The 22,765-nt window shown below is 40.3% G+C and carries 21 protein-coding genes and 3 pseudogenes; 12 read left to right on the forward strand and 12 right to left on the reverse strand.

Annotated features, from left to right (window positions below):
- The 6 genes from FC51_RS12720 to FC51_RS10860 form a co-directional block, all read right to left on the reverse strand.
- On the reverse strand, window positions 1-313 hold a 313-nt coding region (locus FC51_RS12720; protein WP_162261242.1), incomplete at its 3' end, for an IS3 family transposase.
- Window positions 314-500: 187 nt separating this feature from the next.
- Window positions 501-638, reverse strand: a complete 138-nt coding sequence (locus tag FC51_RS12305; protein WP_155519320.1) for a hypothetical protein — start codon at window positions 636-638, stop codon at window positions 501-503.
- Between the two features lie 247 nt (window positions 639-885).
- Window positions 886-1,896, reverse strand: a complete 1,011-nt coding sequence (locus FC51_RS10845) for an ADP-ribosyltransferase (protein ID WP_057911306.1) — start codon at window positions 1,894-1,896, stop codon at window positions 886-888.
- A gap of 302 nt (window positions 1,897-2,198) precedes the next feature.
- The gene (locus FC51_RS10850) at window positions 2,199-3,437 is read right to left on the reverse strand and encodes an ISL3 family transposase (protein WP_057911307.1); all 1,239 of its coding nucleotides are present in this window, start codon (window positions 3,435-3,437) and stop codon (window positions 2,199-2,201) included.
- Between the two features lie 287 nt (window positions 3,438-3,724).
- Window positions 3,725-3,940, reverse strand: a complete 216-nt coding sequence (locus FC51_RS10855) for a hypothetical protein (protein ID WP_003649837.1) — start codon at window positions 3,938-3,940, stop codon at window positions 3,725-3,727.
- Between the two features lie 6 nt (window positions 3,941-3,946).
- Window positions 3,947-4,732 carry a ParA family protein gene (locus FC51_RS10860; protein WP_005728422.1) on the reverse strand — a complete coding sequence of 262 codons (786 nt, stop codon included), beginning with the start codon at window positions 4,730-4,732 and terminating at the stop codon, window positions 3,947-3,949.
- A 577-nt stretch (window positions 4,733-5,309) separates the two neighbouring features.
- Between FC51_RS10860 and FC51_RS10865 the strand changes: the two genes are divergently transcribed.
- The 4 genes and pseudogenes from FC51_RS10865 to FC51_RS12725 all read left to right on the forward strand — a co-directional run.
- Window positions 5,310-6,338 (forward strand): replication initiator protein A, encoded by a 1,029-nt coding sequence (locus FC51_RS10865; RefSeq protein WP_057911308.1) that lies wholly within the window; start codon window positions 5,310-5,312, stop codon window positions 6,336-6,338.
- A 155-nt stretch (window positions 6,339-6,493) separates the two neighbouring features.
- Window positions 6,494-6,691: a hypothetical protein gene (locus FC51_RS10870; RefSeq protein ID WP_054762704.1), complete on the forward strand. Its 198-nt coding sequence runs from the start codon at window positions 6,494-6,496 to the stop codon at window positions 6,689-6,691.
- Window positions 6,692-6,741: 50 nt separating this feature from the next.
- Complete coding sequence (locus tag FC51_RS10875) at window positions 6,742-7,482, forward strand: Fic family protein (protein ID WP_057911309.1); 741 nt, start codon at window positions 6,742-6,744, stop codon at window positions 7,480-7,482.
- A pseudogene (locus tag FC51_RS12725) lies at window positions 7,483-7,563 on the forward strand (zeta toxin family protein); the annotation flags it as partial.
- On the opposite strand, the gene FC51_RS10880 reads toward FC51_RS12725, so the two are convergent.
- Both FC51_RS10880 and FC51_RS10885 read right to left on the reverse strand, forming a co-directional pair.
- Window positions 7,553-7,831, reverse strand: a complete 279-nt coding sequence (locus FC51_RS10880) for a hypothetical protein (RefSeq protein ID WP_057911310.1) — start codon at window positions 7,829-7,831, stop codon at window positions 7,553-7,555. The pseudogene FC51_RS12725 and the gene FC51_RS10880 sit on opposite strands and share 11 nt — an antisense overlap.
- Window positions 7,832-7,850: 19 nt before the next feature.
- A complete protein-coding gene (locus FC51_RS10885; RefSeq protein ID WP_057911311.1) occupies window positions 7,851-8,060 on the reverse strand; it encodes a hypothetical protein in 210 nt (69 codons plus the stop codon).
- Window positions 8,061-8,331: 271 nt separating this feature from the next.
- Between FC51_RS10885 and mobQ the strand changes: the two genes are divergently transcribed.
- From mobQ to FC51_RS10920, 8 genes and pseudogenes are all read left to right on the forward strand, one after another.
- On the forward strand, window positions 8,332-10,395 hold the full coding sequence (gene mobQ, locus FC51_RS10890; RefSeq protein ID WP_057911312.1) for a MobQ family relaxase: 2,064 nt from the start codon (window positions 8,332-8,334) through the stop codon (window positions 10,393-10,395).
- An 18-nt stretch (window positions 10,396-10,413) separates the two neighbouring features.
- A pseudogene (locus FC51_RS10895) lies at window positions 10,414-10,971 on the forward strand (conjugal transfer protein TrbL family protein); the annotation flags it as partial.
- Window positions 10,972-11,076: 105 nt separating this feature from the next.
- Complete coding sequence (locus tag FC51_RS10900) at window positions 11,077-12,066, forward strand: IS30 family transposase (RefSeq protein ID WP_004561985.1); 990 nt, start codon at window positions 11,077-11,079, stop codon at window positions 12,064-12,066.
- Window positions 12,067-12,074: 8 nt separating this feature from the next.
- Window positions 12,075-12,209 (forward strand): annotated as a pseudogene (locus FC51_RS12315) (conjugal transfer protein TrbL family protein); the annotation flags it as partial.
- Window positions 12,210-12,224: 15 nt separating this feature from the next.
- Window positions 12,225-12,635, forward strand: coding sequence for a hypothetical protein (locus FC51_RS10905; protein WP_057911313.1), 411 nt, complete (start codon window positions 12,225-12,227; stop codon window positions 12,633-12,635).
- Between the two features lie 6 nt (window positions 12,636-12,641).
- On the forward strand, window positions 12,642-14,777 hold the full coding sequence (locus FC51_RS10910) for a type IA DNA topoisomerase (RefSeq protein WP_057911314.1): 2,136 nt from the start codon (window positions 12,642-12,644) through the stop codon (window positions 14,775-14,777).
- A 120-nt stretch (window positions 14,778-14,897) separates the two neighbouring features.
- On the forward strand, window positions 14,898-15,113 hold the full coding sequence (locus FC51_RS10915; RefSeq protein ID WP_057911315.1) for a hypothetical protein: 216 nt from the start codon (window positions 14,898-14,900) through the stop codon (window positions 15,111-15,113).
- Window positions 15,114-15,116: 3 nt separating this feature from the next.
- Window positions 15,117-16,241 carry an ArdC-like ssDNA-binding domain-containing protein gene (locus tag FC51_RS10920; protein WP_057911316.1) on the forward strand — a complete coding sequence of 375 codons (1,125 nt, stop codon included), beginning with the start codon at window positions 15,117-15,119 and terminating at the stop codon, window positions 16,239-16,241.
- A gap of 155 nt (window positions 16,242-16,396) precedes the next feature.
- Here FC51_RS10920 and FC51_RS12670 read toward each other — a convergent pair whose 3' ends face one another.
- The 4 genes from FC51_RS12670 to FC51_RS10940 all read right to left on the reverse strand — a co-directional run bounded on the left by FC51_RS12670 (window position 16,397) and on the right by FC51_RS10940 (window position 22,654).
- The gene (locus FC51_RS12670) at window positions 16,397-16,486 is read right to left on the reverse strand and encodes a putative holin-like toxin (RefSeq protein WP_072672334.1); all 90 of its coding nucleotides are present in this window, start codon (window positions 16,484-16,486) and stop codon (window positions 16,397-16,399) included.
- A 186-nt stretch (window positions 16,487-16,672) separates the two neighbouring features.
- Window positions 16,673-17,860, reverse strand: coding sequence for a restriction endonuclease subunit S (locus FC51_RS10930; RefSeq protein WP_057911317.1), 1,188 nt, complete (start codon window positions 17,858-17,860; stop codon window positions 16,673-16,675).
- On the reverse strand, window positions 17,857-19,473 hold the full coding sequence (locus FC51_RS10935; protein ID WP_057911318.1) for a type I restriction-modification system subunit M: 1,617 nt from the start codon (window positions 19,471-19,473) through the stop codon (window positions 17,857-17,859). The genes FC51_RS10930 and FC51_RS10935 overlap by 4 nt, the downstream gene beginning before the upstream one ends.
- A 13-nt stretch (window positions 19,474-19,486) precedes the next feature.
- A complete protein-coding gene (locus tag FC51_RS10940) occupies window positions 19,487-22,654 on the reverse strand; it encodes a type I restriction endonuclease subunit R (protein WP_057911319.1) in 3,168 nt (1,055 codons plus the stop codon).
- Window positions 22,655-22,765 lie beyond the last annotated feature (111 nt).

Raw genomic sequence — 22,765 nt, forward strand, 5'->3', positions numbered from 1 at the left:
AACCTGTCTCAAATATTGACTTCAATCCAGGCCGTTGGGAATAATCTACATGAGTGCCTGGCTTCTTAAAGCGCCGCCCCATTAGTGATCGAATGCCTAACTCCTGCATTAATCGGTAGACACGATTGGGGCCAATGACTACACCAAGTCTTCTCATGGCAATTGTGATCCGAGGGCACCCATAGGCTTTATAATTATTTTTCCAAATTTCAAAGATCTGGCTTTTTAAAATCGTATCTTGTTTATCATGACGACTTGTCTGATAGTGTTTCCAATGATAATACGTACTTTTAGAAAGCCCTAAGGCTTTCAAGATTATCCAGAGGCGGTGTTTACATAATTGTTCGTTGATAAAGTCTATGGCTTTAACTTTGCCTAATGCCTTCCCAGTAACACCGCCGCTGCTTTTAAAATTTCATTTTCTTCTTTTAACTGCTGGTTTTCTTTCTGTAGTTGCTTGAAGGCTTCAACACTCGTTACGCCACCGTCAGGTAGTTCAACTAATTTGGCCCGCTTGATCCAATGACTGATGGTGGTTGGATGAACCCATATTCATTGGCTAAGGATTTCTTTGAACGATTTTCATTGTGATAAAGCTTAACGATGTTGTTTTTAAATTCATCTGAATAATATTTCATAAAAAAACTCCTATTCTGATTTTTATCATTATGACACAAAATCTAATGATTTTGGTACCAAATTTCAGTATAGGAGCAAAAATGATTAATCGCTCCTCAAGAAATGATTCTCTGTTAAAGAATATATTACAATTTCTCTATCTATTTAGTAGCGGGTATTTTTGTACCGTTGATTATTTATTTGATCGAGAAATTTATGTAAAAATAAAAAGCTGGGAAATAAATCTCAGCTTTGATACATATGATTTTAGTTTTCTAAATTGAGTGTAATCAGCCAATAAGCAGCATTTGAACTATGCTTCTTATTTTTTTGAGAAATGATTTTTCCTTTGGCACTGGTTTTTACAAACTCCATCGTAGAAATAGTATGAGTTTTAACTTTTTGAATTTTAGTAGTAATTAATTTAGTATTATTTTTTAGCAAATATTCTTCTTCGCCCTTGTTTTCGGAAATTGGGTCAATATAGGCACCGTGGTAGCCTTCCGGTAAGTTAATTTTCAAAATAACTTTACTAGAAAATCCAGTTGCAATCATTTTATTAATGCTTGTGGATGAAAAAGCACGGTCTTCATATTGCTCACCATCTGCAATTGCTTTACCAGATAAAGATTGTTTTAAGCCTTCTAACGAGGTACCTCTGTATACGGTTAAGGGCGAAGCGAGTTTAAACGTCCCAATACTGTATTTAATTAAATTTATTTTTTGACTTATTTTTTTAGCAATATTTTTATTGGGGCTTCTTAGTGCGGTATTTATATTTGTGTATCCATTGCCTGTGTAGTATCGAAGAGCCCTTATTTCCTTCTTATTTAAGGTTTTTGACCATTTGAAAGAATTTTTTAATAATTTCTTTTGACCATTTTGGGTCAGTGTGATGGTTTTAGTGGAGTACGTATAATCGTTTATGTTCTTAATGAAGAAGTTTTCCGAGCTCCCAGGAATACTGACTAAGTATCCATTTTCCCTTGGCATTTTTTTAACCACTGTTAAGACAACATTTTTAGAAATAGAAACTGGATCTTGATAATTTGGCTGCTGATTATTTAAACCATAAGCGGTGGTTACTTTTTCTGTTACATATTGTTTTTTTCCAAAATTATATGTATGGGAATCAGTGTTACTTTGAATGACATGGATTGATTCACTTTTGGGTATTTTAGTTGTTGGCACGTTTGTTTTAGCATTTACGTTGTTGGGGAAAGTAAAAAGTGCTGTTAAGGTAACTGCAAACGCTAAAGCTTTATTATAATTTGACATGTAGAAAACTCCTTTAGTGAAATTGGTATTTAGTATATCACGATGGTATTTAAAATAACAGTTAAATAAATGTGCATTCACTTTTTAAACATTGCTATACCAGTATTTTAAGCTCTATGTTAATACGGAAGTTTGTCAAATGGTGTTGAAGGATAGTTTCTATCCTTTGGAGATCTCCTCGTGTGGGAGATCTTTTTTGTTGTTTTATTAGTTGCGGCGTTTAATCTGGTGTGTTGTCTGAATATCGTACTTGAAGGCATAACAAATAAGCCTACCATCGTGACGTTATTGTGGTAGATAATCTAGGCAATCAGCTGGTAGACGCGTGTGAACATATTGGCCTGATTGGAGAAGCCATAACAAGCACGTTTGAGCTCCTTGATCTTACGGTTGATGCCCTCTATCGGTCCGTTAGAGTAGGACGATTTGGCGGCGTTAATTACTCCATTAAGATTCTTTCGTAGGGTATGCATGGCCGTATCTAGGGGCGTGCCGTTAGGCTGATAGTTAGTGATGATATTCTTGAGTTCATCAGCGTGACGCCCCATCAAAGCATCGTGGAGATCGATGTAGGTTTCATAAGCGGTTTTGAAGGCCGGAAACGTATTGGTTCCAATATCAATAGCGTTCTGTTCGGTCGAGTACTCATTCAGGCCGAAGAGGTAGCGGCTCTTTTGTGCGTCAGGGTTGGCCTTGTGGAATAGGCGCCATAGTGATTTCAGTACTTTATATTCCCGCGAATGTTTGTCGAGTTGCTTTAAACATTGAGTGCGAGTGGTATCCATCGTCCGGCCCATTAATTGAATAATGTGGAACCGATCAATAATGAGTTCGGCGTTAGGGAATAGTTCGTGCACGAATTCCTGATAGGAGGCGTCCATGTCCATGATGACGCGTTGAACCGCGGCCCGTTCTGCGGTGCTGTACTGACTAAGAAAGAACTGTTTGATGTTTCTATTAAGGCGGTCGCTAAGTACTTTAACTGATTTGTGAGTGTCGGCGTCAATGCAAATAAACGACATGGAGCCGTGCGTGGAACGGAATTCATCAAAGCATAGATTAATCGGTAACCGGCGGCTCGCGTGTGGATGAATATTAGCCGTCAAAATACGCTGAACTGAGTTTGTCGAAATACCGGTGAGACTGGCGATAGTCTTAGCCGGGAGTGATTTACTGGCTAGCTTCAGCACATGAGTCGCTAGTCCGTGACCGATGGCGTGGTTGGTTGATACCACTGGAGTGGTGGCCGTACAAGTGCTATGGCAGTTACTACAACGCCAGCGTTGCTTGTTTAGCTCTAGAATTACGGGCCGGTCCATGGGTCCTGCAATGTGGACATGAGTGAACTTGTGTCCGTTAGGGTGCAACGTATTGTATCCACAGCTGGGACAGCGCCTGAGTGTGTAGGTAAGCTCTGCCTGGATGACCAAATACTTTTTGCGACCCGAGCCCCGACCATGAAATTCCTCACGAGTACCGAACACCTGAATGTTTGTGTCTGTAATTCCCAGTAATTTAAGTGTATTATCTAGTTGAGACATCTATTCCTACCCCGCTTATCTTGAGTTTCGTCGCTTAAAGCATAGCACTAGGGAGACTTAGATGCCTTTTTTTGTTATCAAAAAGGGCCTAGTACTTTTGGAATGGAAATACTTTCCAACACCCAAAATTCTAGACCCCTAAATTTGCGATCTACCACGTATGTTTAAATCAAATTTATTTTAAATATACCTTGTACAGTGAAGTTTATTGATTGTGTGATTTATGATAAAAGATTAATCTTTTATCATAAATCACACAATCAGTAATACATAAGTTAAGCTCAATCTTATTTACGTTTGGCAAGGCCTTCACGAATAATTTTTTCTAAGACATCAACAATTTTTTCGTCATTCTCAAAAGCGATGCGTTTAACTTCTTTATATGTGCTCATGCGAAGTTGAACGGTTTTAGTTCTTTCTGTTTCGAATTGGTATGGACTTTTTAGATTTTTAAGTTGTTCAGATGCCTTTTTACTAACTTTGTTTAAAAAATCTTCTGCCATGATAAATTACTCCTCTAACTGTTGAATTCTAAGTAGTTGTTCATTAAGAACCATTTGGTACATTTGGATTGCTCTTTTATCCCAATGGTCTTTATTCCGTATTCCTTCATTAGCAAACGTTTTAACTCGTTCTTGAGTTCTAATTGAGTTTGAAAAGACCCCTTCGCCAAAAAAGTCTTTTGCTTGTGCAGAAATTTCAGTATCAACTTTTGCACGTGGCTTCATTAAGTACAATATGACACCAACTAACTGAAAACTTCCATTGTATTGTTCACGTAGTTCACCTAAATGCGTAGCTGTTTTTAAAGAACTTGTATATGACTGCTTTTGAGTTTGTAAGACAATTGAGATGAAATCTGAAGCCATGATTGCGTTATTAGTAAAGACATTTATTGTTGGTGGTACGTCAATAAAAATATAATCGTAATTTTGTTTTAACTTTGAAAGCATTTGTGGTAATAGAATATTACGTTTAACCCGACTAACTTTTTCTACAGCACCAATCCATAAAGACAATGTCCAATCTGTAGGAATCATATCAATTTGGTTTGTAACAGACACAATAGATTTAGACAAATTCCCTCCAAGAAGGCCCTCATATAATGAAAGTTCCGGCTTTAAATCGGCTTTATAAGTCTCCTTCATAATTTCAGTTGCATTTCCCTGGGGATCGAAATCTATCAGTAGTACTTTTTTCCCCTCTTGACCCAATAAATAGGTTTCCATTACAGTCAAGGTGGTCTTACCAACGCCACCTTTAAAGTTGAAGTTTAATAGTGTTTTCCCATTCATAGTAGCACCTACCTTTACATAAACACTTTACCATGATTTATGATTAATCGCAAATTTTATATGATTTATGATTAATCATAAATCATATACATAAAACTATTTACTTAACCTTTGCAGAATGATATGCTTTGTTCATAAACAAAAAATCCCAATCCACTCGGGATTGGGATTTTTGCAGTATTGACAAGTAGCTATCTTGCAGCTACCTAGTCCAAGCAATTTTCACCGCCAAGTTAAAATTGCTTGAACAAATTGTAATCTTGTTTACGTGCTAATTATACCGCAAGCAAACCTTAAGGGGCAAGCAAAGGTAAACTAATTAAAACGAAGATAAGACCAATGGACTAAGTAGCTTCTAATAACTACTTAGTCCATTTTTAGTTCTTAAAAATTAAAAAAAGTTGCCGAATTGCAACTCACAAACAAACACATGCTGGTGAATTTACAAAGTCCTCACTGCCAATGATGCTTTATAATTCAGTCAGAGCATATCAAATTTGTATTTTAGAACAAGTCTGATGTTTTAGCAACTCTCTTTGAAGACAGCATGTACAAGTCAATGAAGGGGAGTTTTATTATGGATCAAACAAATTTTAATTTTATTGAATCAAAAAAAGCTTATGAAACCCGTTTTTTTCAATTCCCACAAGTTTTACTATACGGAGAAAAATACAAAAAGCTAAGTGATAGTGCTAAGTTAGGATATATGATTTTACGTGATCGTCTAGATTACTCATTAAGAAACAACTGGATTGATGAGAAGAATCGAGTCTATTTCATTTTCACAAATCAAGAGCTTCATAATTTATTTGGCTGGGGCAATGCGAAAATTGTTAAAGTAAAAAAAGAATTAGAAAGGGCAAAGTTACTCTATCAAGTTAACTTAGGATTTGATCCGAAGAAAAAGAAGAATCTACCAAATCATCTTTATCTAGCTGACCTCGAAGTTACAACTAAAGACATTTACAAAAAAAAGATTACTAATGAAGAGCCGAAATCCCTTGATACAAGCGGAAGTTTCAAAATGGAACCCCGACAAAAAGAGCCGAAATCCCTTGATACAAGCGGAAGTTTCAAAATGGAACACAATCTAAACAATACTAGAGGTTTAGATACTAATAGATACAATATAGATACTCAAAAGTTGGACTTTTCCACAGCCAATTTCTCATCAGCCGAAATTCAAAAGCAAAACCAGGATTTGGTGAACCATGCTAATGACTTCTTAACTGATGAAGACAGTGGCTTACCGGTTTTCTTGGAACCAGAAGCCGTGCAATTACTTAGCTTCTGGTGCCGAACTCCGCAACAAATGCGGCGCTTCATTGGCATTATTTTAAATGCTAAGTACCGAGTTGAAAAGGATCATCAAGATATTGGCGTCATAATCCCGCTTGGCGACGAAGAACTAAAATCTTTGATGACTAAAGCCTTGAGACGCTACTTTAACGCCCTAAGAAGCAATGAAAAGCATATCAAGAACGTGGAAAACTACTTGTACGGCACCATGCAAAACCTATTTGGCGTTTGGTGGAATAAACAAGCGGCTAGAGAATATGCGGCCAAACACCCCGAAGAACAGAACACTGACAATGAGCGTTCTTGAAATTAAACGTCATATGGACTCATTTAAGCCTTTTTAAGTGTTACATGCATAATTATATTAAAACGGCTTTAAAATCGCTTAGAAGTGAAAATAGGTGCCTTAAGTGGCCGAATTGACGATAGCTGAGCTAGAAAAACAGGATAGGAGCTTTTTAAATGACCAAACCCAGCAAAGAAATCGAAACAATTGATCAATTGTTGGCTGACCCCTGGGCAGTCAATATTCAAGACATTTGGGAACAAGCGGCATATAATCCAGATCCTGATAAACGCAAGCTGTTTGACGCGTTACACACTTACCTCTTAGATAAACGCCAAGAGCAAATTATCAACGAAAAGCATTTTGTGATTTAACATGGACAGGTCAAATAATCAGTGACTGAAATAGAAAGGAGGCACAAAATATGGCTAAAACTCGAACATATATGGACAAGTATAAATTCACAGCTGCAGAAAACCAACGGTTTGCCCGAGCAAACTTTACCAAGTTAGTGCATACTAATGCTCGTTTTGAAGGCGTTAATACCACTTTGCCACAAACACAAACTATTATGGACGGTATGAGCGTAGCAGGAGTACCTGTTGAAGATGTTTTGACGATTGTTAATTTAAAGCGTGGGTGGCAATATATCACTGCTCAAAATTCCCCTTTAACGTTAACCATGGAAAAACAAATCAACAAGATTGTGGCAGCGGAAGACGCCTTAGTACCGGGAGAATTACGGCAAGGGAAAGGAGGAGTTGATTTAGGTAGTGAAGACTTTTTTGAACCACCTTTAATTAACGAAAAACAAGAACAATCCTTTTTACAAAAAATCTTGGCTGATCCACGAACGACGATTACTGATAAAGCATTGACTGTCATGTATCATAATATGCGCCAACAAATCTTTTGGGACGGGAACAAAAGGACGGCGACTTTAAGTGCTAATAAAATTATGATTGACGGTGGTGCAGGCTTAATCAATGTGCCGTTAGATAAGTGGGATCAATGGAACGAACTAATTGCCAATTATTATCGAACTAATGACATGGCTAAAATTAAACGGTGGACATATGACAATGGCATTCAAGGATTACAAATTAGAGCAAACTTAGCACTTAAATCAGTTAAAGACAAAACTAGTAAAAGAATTCAAAAATAGTTAAAAGATTTTGCGGATCAGAACCCAGAAATCAAGCCCAAAAATGATCCAGAAAATAAAAACGATCGGCCTAGTTATTAGGCTGATCGTCTTTAAATTTATTCGGTTTATGAGCATTAACGTAATTGGCAAATATTTTTAAAAGTTCTTCGGTTTGTTCGACCGATAGGTTATCAGTTTGAAAGTATTTTTCGAGCAAAGCCCCTTTTTGAATTAATCGGCGAGAATGGGCTTTGCGGGCTTGCCGATTTTCGTAGTATTTAGATTGCCGTAATTTAAAATCTTCTCGCTCAATTTTTTGTTTTAAACGCGCTTGCTGCTCAACTAGCTTTTCATATTGATTAGGCATAGTCATTACCACCTAACTATTATCGGTTACTTTGAGCTTGATTTAAAAAGGCGGCAACTTTTTTAGCAATCATTTTAATCTGTGGAGTGGTAAGTGTCCCATAATCCAAATTGGCTGATCTAATGATTTGCTTACCGAGATTTTGTTCAATTTTATTTTTTTCAGCTTTAATCTTTTGATTAAGCTGTTTTAATTTGGCTTCTTGTTTTTCTAAGTTACTTTGAGACATAAGGATCCCTCCAATCATATTAAAAATAATCACCGACACTATATCATACAGAGAACGTTAAGTCAAAGGATAAAAGTTGAAATAGCGAAGCGGAAGTCATACACTAAAAGCAAATTCAGGAGAATCAGCAGACCGAGTGAAACGAGGTCAATGCGCACTTACACACAACAACTAAAGTTGGTTGTGTTATTGTGCTAAACACTTGTACTAGAAGTCGCCGATGGCGACAACAAAATCAAACCCATAAACCCAAAGAAAGGTGGTGACCGACATGGCAATTTTTCACATGAGCTTTAGTAATATTAGTGCTGGAAAAGGAAGAAGTGCAATTGCTGGAGCAAGTTATCGAAGTGGCGAAAAATTATTCGATCAAAAAGAAGGTCGAAGTTATTTTTATTCTCGGTCGGTTATGCCAGAAAGCTTTATTTTGACACCAAAGAATGCGCCAGAATGGGCGAGTGATAGAGAGAAATTATGGAACGAAGTAGAAAGAAAAGACCGTCGAGCAAATTCACGGTACGCTAAAGAGTTTAACGTGGCTCTACCAGTTGAATTAAGTGAAGATGAACAGAAAGAATTATTGACAAAATATGTACAAGAAAATTTTGTTGATGAAGGTATGGTTGCCGATGTGGCAATTCATAGAGATCACCCAGATAATCCGCACGCTCATGTGATGTTAACTAACCGTCCATTTAACCCAGACGGAACGTGGGGATTGAAAAGTAAACGAGAAAACATATTAGACGAAAATGGGAACAAGACTTATACAGGAAATAGTCGTTTCCCAAGATCAAGAAAGGTGTGGTTAGTTGATTGGGATAAAAAAGAAAAAATCAATCAATGGCGGCACAATTGGGCGGTTAGTGTAAATCAAGTTTTAGAGCAAAAAAATATTCCCGATCGGATCAGCGAAAAATCATTTATCGAGGAGGGAATAGATGATACCCCAATGCAACATGAGGGAATCAATAGTAAGCGGCATGAAAGAAAAGAATTTAACCAACAAGTTAAGAACTATCGCAAGGCCAAAGCCAGTTATAAAAACAACCAAGAAAAAGTAATCAATAGAGGTCATTTAGATAGCCTAAGTAAACACTTCTCGTTTAATGAAAAACGGGTAGTTAAAGAGTTAAGCCATGAACTGAAAACTTATATCAGTTTGGAGAACTTAGATGATAAACGGCGCATGCTATTTAATTGGGAAAACAGCACCTTAATTAAACATGCGGTTGGTGAAGATGTGACTAAACAATTATTGACAATTAACCAACAAGAAAGCTCACTCAAAAAAGCAGATGAACTCTTAAATAAAGTGGTCGATCGCACGACGAAAAAACTTTATCCAGAGCTTAATTTTGAACAGACCACGCAAGCTGAAAGACGAGAATTAATTAAGGAAACCGATAGCGAACAAACAGTTTTCAAGGGTAGTGAATTAAACGAACGTTTAATGAACATTCGTGATGATTTGTTGACCCAACAATTATTGACCTTTACTAAGCGGCCATACGTTGGTTTTAAGTTATTAATGCAACAAGAAAAGGAAGTTAAAACCGATCTGAAATATACGCTGATGATTCATGATGATAGCTTAGAAAGTCTAGAACACGTTGATCAAGGTCTACTAGAAAAGTATTCACCAACCGAGCAGCAAAAGATTACTCGCGCAGTCAAAGATTTGCGAACAATCATGGCTGTTAAGCAAGTCATTAAAACGCAATACCATGAAGTATTGAAAAGGGCCTTTCCCAAAGGCGATTTAGATGAATTACCAATGATTAAACAGGAACAAGCCTATACAGCCGTGATGTACTATGATCCTGTTTTAAAGCCATGTCAGGCTGAAACAATTGAACAGTGGCAAGCAAATCCACCACAGGTGTTCAGTCCCCAAGAACATCAACAAGGACTAGCTTATTTATCGGGACAGCTGAGCTTAGATCAGTTAGAAAATCATCACTTACAACGGGTTTTAAATCATGACGGCACTAAACAACTCTTTTTGGGCGAATGCAAAGCTGATCCGACGATTAAGAACAGTCAGATCGAGAAAATCCAAATGCAGTTAAAAGAGCAACAAGCCAAGGACGACCAGTATAGAAAAGTAAATATTGGACATTATCAACCGCTAAATTACAAGCCAGTTAGTCCAAGCTACTACTTAAAGACGGCCTTTAGTAACGCAATCATGACCGCCCTATATGCCCGTGATGAAGATTACGAACGGCAAAAACAGGCGCAAGGTTTAAAGGAGACTGAGTGGGAAATGACGAAAAAGCAACGGCAACACCAAACTCGAAACCGGCATGAAGATGGGGGCATGCACTTGTAATCTAAATGTAAAATCAAATCCTTTGCGACATCGTTAGTCGTTGTGGTCGTCCTTGGGCGTATTGTGATGACAATTATAAAAGAGGCGGACGAAAGTACCGATGTGACTTGGGCTAATATCATCATGGACGGAATTAAATCAGCGGCCGTGATTCCGGTTTTCGTGTTCTTACAAGGCTTTATTCAAGGTTCAATTACCTTGCCCCTGCTAAAGTATATGTTTAGTTCTGATCAGCAGTTCACTGCTAAATCAATTACCGGCATGAATAAAGTTCCTGGGTTAAAAGATGTTGGCATTTCGCTACCCTTACAGATTTTGTTTCTGCTAATCTTCACTGTCGTAACCGTCGTGTTCTTTATCAAAATGTGTGTGTTTGTGGCTGATATGGCGTGGTATAACCTGACAATTCCTTTAGCTGCAATGAGCATGGCGACTGAAAGCTTTGATTATAGTGGCACGTGGTGGAAGAAGTATATTTATTACAATGCCTCCATTATTAGCCAGGTGCTTTGTATGTCATTATCAGTATGGTGTTTCACTAATATGGCTAAATACGGGTTTATTGCTTTTATTGCTCTTGAATTTACACTTTAAGTGCAACACTAATTAAATAAAGAATGGCCCATGGCCAAATTTCTGTAAAATGATGTTTGCGAAAACAATCATGAAAGGAATTTAGCCATGGATCACTACAAGCATATTACCATAGATGAACGGGAAACTATCTTTTTAATGAGGAATCATGGAAACTCACTTCGTGAGATTGCCAGCCATATCAAGAAAAGTTACTCAACCATTTCTCGAGAATTAAGCCGTAATTCTACTGGTAAATCCTATTCACCTTCGAAGGCTCAGGAGAAGTACAAACAGCGCAAAGGCAACTGTGGCAGAGTCTCTCTTTTGAGTAATCCTCAGGTGTTTGAAGTGGTGAGAGAACACTTCTGCGAAGACCTTTGGTCTCCGGAGGAAATATCGAATCGCTTGGCAGTCGAAAAGTATCCGGTGCAGATCAGTACCACGACTATTTACCGTGGGATTTTCAATGGCTTATTTGATAATTTGTTTAAATCTGGCAGCTCTAGTGCCGTGCGCCATCTAAGGCATCACGGCAAGTCTCGCCACAATAAAGCTTATCAGGAAAAACGAGGCAAGATTCCAATCCCCAACAAGATTCATGATCGTCCGCGAGAAGCTGACAACCGTGTAGAAATTGGTCACTGGGAAGGTGATACCGTGTTAGGCAAAAGCGGAAAGGCTTGTGTCGTTACATTGGTTGATCGAAAATCTCGTTACCTGCTTATTGGTAAAGCTGCTAAAAGAACTTCAGAAGCAGTCACGGATACTTTGAGCGACTTAATGAAGCTATGGCCTGGTAGATCGTTAACGATTACCCCGGATAGGGGTAAAGAGTTTGCCAAAGTTCAATGTTTAACTGATAAATTTGGTACGCCCTTCTACTTTCCCGATCCTCACTCTCCTTGGCAACGAGGAACTAACGAAAATACTAACGGCTTGCTTCGCGAATATTTGCCAAAAGGAACTGACCTTGATTCAATTACTGACCGCCGGATACAAGCATATGCAGAACAAATGAATAATCGTCCCCGTAAATGTCTCGGATGGAAAACGCCTTATGAAATATTCTTTAATGTAGTGTTGCACTTAATTTGACAATTCAAGCTTCAATCGGATTCGGTTTTCTGGTGGTCAAGACACCTGACGCCGTTAAAGACTTTTGGGCTTCAACCGGTGTGACTAAGAGTGCTGGTATGGGTGCCATGAGAATGTTTCAAAATTATTTCCGTAGCCACTAGGAGGGAGAAATAGTTATGAAAAAAATCGCACACTGGTTATTGGAAAAAGCCAAAAAGGATATGCGAACCGACCCTTTTACAACACCTTCCCGGCGGACTAAGCTGTCTTACTATTTTGATACCTTAGTTAGTATGATCTTCTATTTGATGGGAATTTACCTCATGTTAATGGATTTATACCAAGAGCTTTTCACGGCGAACCATACCGATTTTTTAGGAACTACGCTAATGGCCTTAGTTTTACTGCTGGGTGGCTTATTATTCCGTTGGTCAGCCTATGCAGATTTCAAAGCCATCAACCGGTATCAACAATATTTAAAGCAACAATCGATAGAGCAACAACAAGAATTGCGCCGTGAAACTTGGTTGAAAGCAACTGAACAAGGTAAAACAGAATTAGAACAGAAGCTTAATCATAAGGAGTGAATGAACATGACCACTGTTATCTTAGCTGAAAAACCCAGTCAAGCCCGTTCATACGTCCAAGCCTTTCAAAAGAGCACAAAAAAACAGGGTTACTATACGGTTAGTGACCCTGTTTTGCCCGAAAATACATTTGTGACGTACGGTCTCGGACACTTAGTTGAACTAGCCACACCGGATAAATATGATCAGAAATACCAGCAATGGGCCTTATCTAATTTACCGATTTTCCCCGATAAATACAAGTTTGAAGTGTCAGCTAGTAAAAAGGACCAATACGGGATCGTCAAAGACCTGTTAGCAAAAGCCGATACCATTATTGTTGCCACCGATAGCGGTCGGGAAGGCTCTAATATCGCCTGGTCAATCATGAACCAAGCCCAGATTGACGTTAAAAAGAAGACCATTAAGCGACTATGGTTGAATAGTTTGGAAAAAGACGCCATTATTACCGGCTTTAAAAATCTTGGTGACTGGCACAAAGACTATTTGGCTTATAAAGAAGCTCAAACCCGGCAAATTAGTGATTGGTTGATCGGTATGAATGGTAGTCCCTTATATACTTTATTGTTGAGGAAAAATGGGGTGCGTGGGGTGTACTCAATTGGTCGCGTACAGACGCCAACCTTGTATATGGTCTATCAAAGAGACCAGGCAATCAAAAACTTTAAGCCGGAACCCTATTTTGAACTAAATGCTGAAATTTTAGCCAATCAGCAAAAATTCGTCGCAAAATTGGACCCCTATCAGCGCTTTAAAGATGAAAAAGGTCTACTAGCATTCATGCAAGCTAAAAACGTTCAGAAGGGCTCACAGGCCGGTTTAATCAAGGACGTCCAAAAACAGGCTAAAAAGCGTGCTAGTCCCCAACTATTCTCACTATCCAGTCTGCAAAGTGCCATGAATAAACGTTATCACGCCAGCGCCAGCCAAACCTTAGCAGCCATTCAAAGTTTATATGAAGCCAAGTTGTTGAGTTACCCCCGCACCGATTGTGCTTATATCACTGATGAAGAATTTGATTATTTAGTGGCTAATCTGACGAAGTATCTGGGTTTAGTCTCTAAGCAAGTCGCTTTAACCAATACCACCCCAAATAAACGTTACGTCAATGGGAAAAAGGTTGAAGAACATTACGCCATTATCATGACTAAAGTTGTGCCGACTAAAGAGAAACTAGCCAGCTTACCTAAATTACAGCAACAAGTCTATGACTTAGTTTTAAAAACGACGTTAGCGATGTTTGCTGACCCGTACGAGTACGAAGAAACCACCATTATCACCCAAGTTGGCGACGCCAATTTTAAAGCAACCGGTAAGGTCCCAACTAACCAAGCTTGGCAAGCTTTATTTGATGATCACAAAGCCGAACAGCAAGAAGCAGCCACCTTACCGATCGTTCACCAAGGCGATCAGGTTAAAGCAAATCTACAAACGCCGCAAAAAGAAACGACCCCTCCGGTACCCTTTACCGAAGGTACCCTGATTACGGCCATGAAGACCGCTGGCAAAACGCTTGATGATGAAGTAGCCCAGGCGATTCTCAAAGATGTGCAAGGCATTGGGACAAGTGCGACCCGGGCCAATGTGCTGGAAGTGTTAAAGAAACGCGGCTACTTAGTTACTGAAAAGAATAAGTTGCACGTCAGTGAAGCCGGAATCACATTATGTAAAGCGGTCGAACTCGAACCCTTGCTAACTAGTCCAGAAATGACGGCTAAATGGGAGCAAGCGTTACAGCAAATCAGTACCGAAGAACGCACCCCGGATAACTTTTTGAGCCAGATTAAGAACTTTGTGGCCAAGTTAATCGCTGATGTTCCCACACAATTAACCGGCAATGTAGCCATTAAGCAACAAATCAATCACCAACAGCAAGCACAAAAGTCCGACGAGGTCTTCTTAGAAACACCGCAAGCGACCGTTTTAAATAAACAGAAGTTTTACATTGTAAAGCCTAAGCAAGGCGAAAGCTTTACCCTGCCCAAGAAATGGAGCAGTAAGACCCTCGGTAAGACCGCAATTAAAGCGTTGGTCACCAAGGGGAAAACGAGCAAATTAAAGGGTTTCAAGAGTAAAAAAGGAAAGTCGTTTGACGCCAAGTTAAAGCTTGACGGCCATAAATTAAGTTTTGATTTTGATTAGAACCTGCCTACCGCCTGCACTACGTTCCGGTTGGTGAACCCGTCATTTAGGTTCACTTTTACAACCCTAAAAGTAAACCCAAACAACGGGTAAGATTAGCAAAGCAAAGGAGATCATGAAATGGATAACGAATTAACAGTCATTGGGAGTGAATTACCGGTTTTGCAGACTAAAGGAGCCTACAAGTATTTAAAAGAAATTACTGGAAATGGAGCTTACTATCAAGTGGCTTGGCAAAAATTGTCTGACGGTTACGTTGCCCTTTATGGCACGACCTCAATTCAAACAAAAGTGGCTCCCATACTGAATGATATTTTTGAAGATGAGGAGGGGTAACTTATGCCAAATAAAGCAGATGTTAAGGCTTGGAAAGCACAATTAGTCGCCCAGGCTGAACAGCAAATCCTAAAATTAACTGATAGTGACCAATTTAAAAAGTATCTCAATACCCTGGCTAAATTTCATCGTTATAGCGCCAGAAACATTGATTTAATTTATGCGCAAAATCCTCAAGCCACTCAAGTCGCCGGTTTTAAGCAATGGCAGAAGGCTTTTAACCGCACCGTCAACCGGGGCGCAAAAGCGATTCGGATTGCGGCTCCGATCATTAAGAAGCTAACACCAGCCGAGCAGAAGCATCTTGATACCACCGATGAGCGCGCCATTGTCGGTTATCGCTATCTACCCGTCTTTGATGTGGCACAAACTAGCGGTGAACCAGTGTTAAGTGCTAAAGACTTTGTCAAAGAAAATTTGGCCGATCATCAGAATGTGACAAGCTTGTATAACGCATTCAAGGACTATCTCAACCAGCAAACCGACCTTAAAGTCAGTGAAGTGCCTTTAGCGACGCTAAATGGGGCTAAGGGGTATTTTCAACCCAGCACTAATGAAATCGTCATTGGTGGCGATGAGCCCGATAATGCTTTAAAATTGAAGACGTTATATCATGAATATGCGCATAGCCAGCTACACGGATTAAAATCAGCCTTTAAAGATCGGCCACGAGCCTATCAGGAAACCCAAGCCGAAGCGATCGCGTATGTTGCCATGCAAAATATTGGCGTTGATACCAGCAACTACTCCCTCGGTTACGTGGCCACCTGGGCTAAAGATAAAGCCGTGATCCATAGTGCTTTAAGTGAGATCCAGCAAGTGAGCAACAAAGTGATTGAGCTTAGTGATGGCTTAACCAAACAATTAGGCTTACAAGAAGCCCCAAAAGAACCTGAGCATGATCTAAAAAAGCTATCAGCCCATGATCTTAATAAGTCCTATCAAGGCTTGCAACAACAAATTCAACAAGCAACTAGTCCACAACAGAAAGCACAATTTAAAAAACAGTTAAACGATGTGCACCAAGAAATCAGTGAGCGAACTCAAAAGCAACTGAAAGCATTTGCTGAACAGAATCCGGAGATCAAACAACCCGAATCCGAACTTGATCAAAGTCTAAAACGTTAGCCAGTTTTTAAAGGTCATGCTATAATGTAATAGAAAAGGGAAGCCTTGCGCTAACAAGACTTCCCGCGCAAGCCGCTTCAAAGGCGGTGGCATTAGTTAAAAAATGATAGTTGAGTCACCCTGTAACCTAGCCAAAGTTACGCAGGGCGGCTTTTTTATTTGTTCCTTTTGTCGATGTATGTTAGCAACGCTAAAATAAACATTGCAAACAGCAACATCAACGAGAGTGTCTGGAAGACGCTCATTGACTGTGAAACCTTCCTGAAGATTATTCCATGTTCCCATGGGCCTCACCTCGCAAGGGAAAAGACAGCCACCGCCCTTAAAACTTCCTGCGTAATCCATTATACAAGTGAATTAAGTATTGACCAAGCACAATAAAAATTAAGTCATGGGGTTTCATAGGATCCTAAATTTGATCAAATTAAGAATCAGCAAAACATCTTTTGTAGATACCCTTTTTTAAGTTCTTGGAGTTTTTCAAGCTTACGCTGATGAAGAGCGATGAGGTGGTCAAGATTATCGAAAAACTTACCAATTTGAACTTGTTCAGGTAATGTTGGAACTTTAAAATTAATCTTCATCATGACATCGGCGTTTAATTTAGCACGTCCACCGCCGACTAAATATGGTTCTATGTTGGTATGTTTCAAAGCGTTCGTCAAAAATTTGTTGTCCACTCTTTCTTCTTTAGCTTGAAGAACGTGGGCATGATTGTTGACCCAAACCTTACCATCAACATATTGAACAGGGTAGTTTTGTAAATCATTCGCACCGTCTTCTGCGACCAAAACAAATTCACCATTGTGAGTAAAACCTTCAACATAGTCCTGAATACCATTTGCACCGTAATAAGGTGTTTCCCCAGCTACACGTTCGGATGCTGTAATTGGAACTCGAAGATTATCATAGCGGTCTGCTAGTTCCGAAACCTTACGCTGTTCCCAAGCGTCAGCAAACCCCGCAAATCGCAATTCAGGAACTTTTGCGCCATTTTTTGGAAACATTTTTTGCAAGTAGCCTTTTTTCTGTTCCTTGAGCAAATCTAACTTACGCTGGTTAGCAGCGATAAGGTTGTCCACATTCTCAAGAAAGCGCGCAATCTTACTTTGTTCTTCCAAGTTTGGTAGCGGAATTGGCATCTGGACAAAGTCTTTGTCTTTAATTGCAAACCGATCAGCACGAGCACCTGTGTCCCCGTTAAGTTCCATGAATCGATGCCACTTTGTACTTGAAAAGTATTTTTCCAAGTACATACCATCAACGTTGTGCGCTCGGAAAATGTAATAAAGCGGTGACATAACGCCGGTACGTCCCAGTGTATTGCGCTTAATTGGGCCAACGGGCGCGAAGTTTGAAATTCGAGGGTTATAAACAAAGTCACCGTCGCGTACAACATAATACGTGTTCAAGTTTTTCTCGTTTGAAATATCCTTATCAAAAAAATCACGTTGGCTGATAATGCCATACTCGGCTGAGTTGGTTAATGTCTCCGAAAATTCATTATCTGAGTTCTTTTCGGTGACCTTTTCAGATATATCGCCTAACCTACGCTTTTCCCAAGGGTCAGTAAACCCTTTAAATCTTAACTGCGGGTAACTAGCTTGTTGATCTTTCATTTGTGGGCCTCCGGTTTTGACTGGTCATTAACCTGGGTGGTCACTAACTGGCTAGCTAATTCATTAAAGATTTGTTCATTCTGACTGATTTCCTCGTCCAGTTGCTTTAGATCAGCTTTGACCTGGTTCAGATCAATCTCGGGTTCCGGTTCAAACGTATCAACGTAGCGCGGAATATTTAAGTTGTAGTCATTCTCCTTGATTTCTGCCGGTGGGGCCACATGGGCATATTTATCGACATCTTGCCGGTTTTGATAAGTGGTCACAATTTTTTGAATATTCGCTGCCGTTAGCTTATTTTGATTCTTGTCCTTTTCAAATTCCCGGGAGGCATCAATAAACAAGACGTCATCAGTGGTTTTATGTTTCTTTAAAATCATGATTAACGTTGGAATACCAGTGGAATGAAAAATATTGGCGGGTAGTCCAATAATGGCATCAATCCGGTTATCTAACAGGAGCTTTTGGCGAATCTTGCCTTCCTTAGCCCCCCGAAATAGCACGCCATGGGGTAAGACGATGCCCATAGTTCCATGCTCCTGCAGATGATAAAAGCCGTGTAGCAGAAAGGCAAAGTCGGCTTTAGATTTAGGTGGTAAGACGCCATAGTCGCGGAAACGGGGATCAGACAAGCGTTTATCACTGTTATCCCAGTGTGCCGAGTAGGGCGGGTTCATAACGACGGCATCAAATAAGTAAGGCTCGTCAACCGGCCAATCTTTACTTAACGTGTCACCATTGCGTAGGTGCATATCGTCATACGAGACTCCATGTAACATTAGGTTCATACGGGCCAGGTTATAGGTCGTGGTGTTCAATTCTTGGCCGTGATAACTCACTAAGCTGGGATTTTGCACGTGCTGTCCGACATTCAACAGCAGCGAACCAGAACCAACTGCTGGATCATAGATAGTCCGCACTTGGTTGTCACCCGCATTGCGCTGATAAGTCACAATCTGAGCAATAATGTCGGACACCTGCCGTGGAGTATAAAATTCACCCGCTTTTTTACCGGAATCACTGGCAAATTGCGCGATTAAGTATTCATAGGCGTCACCTAGGACGTCGCCTTGATGATGGATAAGATCAATCGCATTTAAAGCTAACATAGTATCACTAATAGTTTGGTTCCGTTGTTGTAAAGAACTGCCTAATTTATTACTACTTAAATCCACATCGGCAAACAAGCCCGAAAAGTCTTGCGCTGAAGATAGATTTTGTGTCGACTGTTCCAGATCATGAAGTGCTTGAGATAAATCGTCTAACGCAAAAGTATGGGCTTGAATCTTGCCAATCAGGGTGGCGTACAACGCTTGTGGTTGAATTAAATAGCCCAGCGTGTTTTGCAAATACTCAACTAAACTGGGCTGCACTGAGACGCCTTCCAACTCAAACTGCGGATCCATATACTGAGCATATTTCCGGGTGACATTTTCGGTTTCGCCTGCCCAGTCACTAAAGGTCGTTAAGGTTTTCTCAGATAGAAACCGATAAAAAATTAACCCTAATAAATAGTTTTTATATTCAGAGGCGTCCATTTTCCCGCGTAAGACATCGGCCGCATTCCATAGGGCGCTTTCAAGTTGGCTAGCTTGAGTTGTTTTTTCTGACATTGTTTAACCTCACTTATTTTTGTAGATAAATTGCTAAATCGTGTTCAATAAACTGCCGCCAAGCGGCCTGGGACTTAATCCGGTATAGTGGCAAAACAGCTGGAATCTTCGGCCCAGCGGCAGTTTGAGCTTGTAAGGCCGCTGCTAAATTCGCTGACTGCGTTAATTCTTGTTCATGATGCCATTCATCAGTACCCACGGTGTGTTCACGTGCCACCCGTAATAGGGCTGCTTGATCTAAGCCCCACGTATGGGCAAAGGTCGTCGTTTTTTTGACCAATTGTTTCTGGGCGTAATCAGCCACCAACTCCCGAGCATTCAACGCTACTGGCGCTTTATTTTGGTCACTCTGTTGCTGAAACTGTTGCATTTGTTGCTCAATATAAGGCATGGCTTCGCGAATTAACTGGGCCTGTTGCGGTTGCGTTTCCGCTAATTTATTCAAACTAGCCTGTACTTTGGCACTATTTTGCAGATAATCCCTCATATGCGCTTGGGCTTGATCAGGTGTCGTGTACTGTTGCTGTTCATCAATCCAATCTTGAATTAATTGCGTCAAATAATCATAATCCACCAAGACGACTGAACCAACGGCCAAGGAAAAGTCTAAGGCAGCTAATTCTTCGGGGACTTTCTCAGGCTCTTGGTTAGTAACCGCCGCTTTAATCCGCAGATATTTACCCGTATAGGATTCTACTTCGGGCTGAGCGATACCAAAAGTCTTTTCGCTGTTCTCCCAAGTGAAATCGTTGTACATGGATAAGGAATTCAATTGTTGATTCACTTGGCGAAAGGCTTTCACAAACTGTACCTTGGCAGTAGTTCCTTTAAGGTCATCGGCAGCCGTCGGCGTTGGAGCAATGGCTTTTAAATCCACCACAGCCTTTTGAAATTTTAAGACGGCCTGCTGATAAGTGGGACGAATGATGACATTAAAAGAGCCTTCGCCACTATATAACTTGTAAGCTTCACGTTCATTAGCTTCCATGATTGCCGGTACCCGAAAGGTCACAATTTGGCCTTCTTGTTTTAATTCCCGGTTTTGGAGCCGGTTGGTGCGTGAGTAGGCTTGAATAAGTTCTTGATAGGCTAAGGTGCGGTCAACAAAGAGCGTGTTTAGCCGAGGGGCATCAAAGCCTGTTAATAAACGGCGTACGACAATCACTAAATTTATTTCTTGATCCGTTTGTAAATGAGCAAAGACAGCCTCACGCCGGGCGGCCCGTTTCGCGACATCTTCGTTGTAGAGATTCAAATCAGTTAAATCAAAATTAGTGTGATACTGCTGATTATAATCTTTTAAAATGGTGGCCATTTGGTCATGTTTGTGCGCACTCTGATCTTCGTTTTCACTTAATGAATAAGTAATCGCAATTCGGGGCCAATCAGGATCTAGCTGATTGTGAGTGGCCCTTTTAGCGGCCTTAAAGGCTTGATAATAGCGTTGCGCCATTTCAATGGAACTGGTGGTCAAAATCGCATTATAGTTGCCATGACCCAAACTCGTTTTACGCGGGCCTTTTTGTAAAATATATTGAACAACTTGTTGGATATGTTCATCAGTCTCAAAGTCAGCCGGAGTTAAATACGTTTCTTCCAAGTCCTTCACTGACATCGCTTGAATCTTGGCTTGAATTTTCGCTTCATCAGCCGTACTCAGCAAGCGGCCTTGTTTATCTCGACGAGTTTTAACACATTGGGTTTCTTTTTCAAGGGCCCGGGTTATTAAAGCGTCTTTACCAATCGTTGTCACGTGTTCCACATTAAACGGTAACACGGCTTGGTCCTCTAAGGCGTCTCGCAAGTTATAAACGTGACAGACTTTACCAAATAGCTCCTCCGTCGTAACTGCTAGATCACCCTTGAGCTGTTTTTTATTTTCATTAAAGATGGGGGTGCCGGTGTAACCATACCAATTACTATTGACAAATGCTGCCCGAATTTCCTTTTGCATCTTACCAAATTGCGACCGGTGGGCTTCATCAACAAAGAAGATCACCCGTTGCTTTAAAGTTTTACTAAAGCGGGATTGCTTACCGGTTGCCAGCTGGGCTTGCGTTTTTTTGACCGCCCGATGAAGTTTTTGAATCGAGGTGACCAAGACCTTACCGTCATTTTGTTGCAATTTACGCATTAAATCACCGGTATTTTGGGCTTCGTTAATGGCAATATCGTCATTGGCAGCATAGGCACTAAAGTTGCTGGTTGTCTGTTCGTCTAAATCCCGCCGGTCAACTAAGAAGATGACCTTATCGACACCGGGATCTTGCGCCGCTAATTTAGCGGTTTTATATGAGGTGAGTGTTTTACCAGAACCCGTGGTATGCCAAACAAAGCCATCTTGATGGTCATGAATTCGATGCATGACAGCCTCAATCGCATAAATCTGATAAGGCCGTAAGAGAATTAAGCTCTGACGCTCTTGGTCGATGACCGTATATTCACTGACCATTTTGTGGGCCATGGGAATATTAAGGACTTGGCGCGTGAACGCTAAGCCGTTTTCCACGGGGTGATTATCGCGAGTCCGCCAATTAAACAAAAAGGCTTTATTGAAATGATCCGGTTCGGCATTCGCAAAATACGCCGTACTATCTGGTGTCATAATCACAAACATTTGCAGCAGCGAGTAAATCCCCGTATATTTACCTTCTTGCGCATATTTTTCAATTTGATTAAAAGCCTGGTTAAGTTCGACCGTGGCTTTTTTTAGTTCCAATTGAATTAAGGGTAACCCATTAATCAATAGGGTTACGTCAAAACGGCGATCAGGATCGATGTCTTGAGTACCAGCTAACCGTGGTCGTACCGCTTGCCGCACCACTTCATAACTAGATTTACCACCAGCGACGTCCGCTTTCCAAAAGAATTCCAGGGTGACGGTCCTCAATTTGGCATCATCACGTTCAATTTTAACTTTGCCAATGCCATTTTCGGCGGCTAGTAACTTAGCTGCTTCGTAAGGTGTCCGGACCTCAATCGCCCGTTTAACTTGATTAAATTCGGTATCAGTTAAAGGGTGTCCCTGCAATTTAGCATAGTTATTGTTATTTAATTTATCGCGAAAATTAGCCCATAATTGATCCGGCGTCGCACCATACAGGTCTTTGCGTTCCACCCATTGATTACTTCCGGTCGTTAAGGTTTTAACAACTTCTTTTTCAAACGACAGTTCCAACATTTAAAAAGTTCCTCTCGATGTCTACCTAGTTTACTAGTTAATTATATGCTATTAGATAAGCGCTTCGATTTATAATTCCATTGATAGAATCAGTTTCTATGTCCACAAACT

It is taken from the genome of Lentilactobacillus parabuchneri DSM 5707 = NBRC 107865, from assembly GCF_001435315.1.
GTDB lineage: Bacteria > Bacillota > Bacilli > Lactobacillales > Lactobacillaceae > Lentilactobacillus > Lentilactobacillus parabuchneri.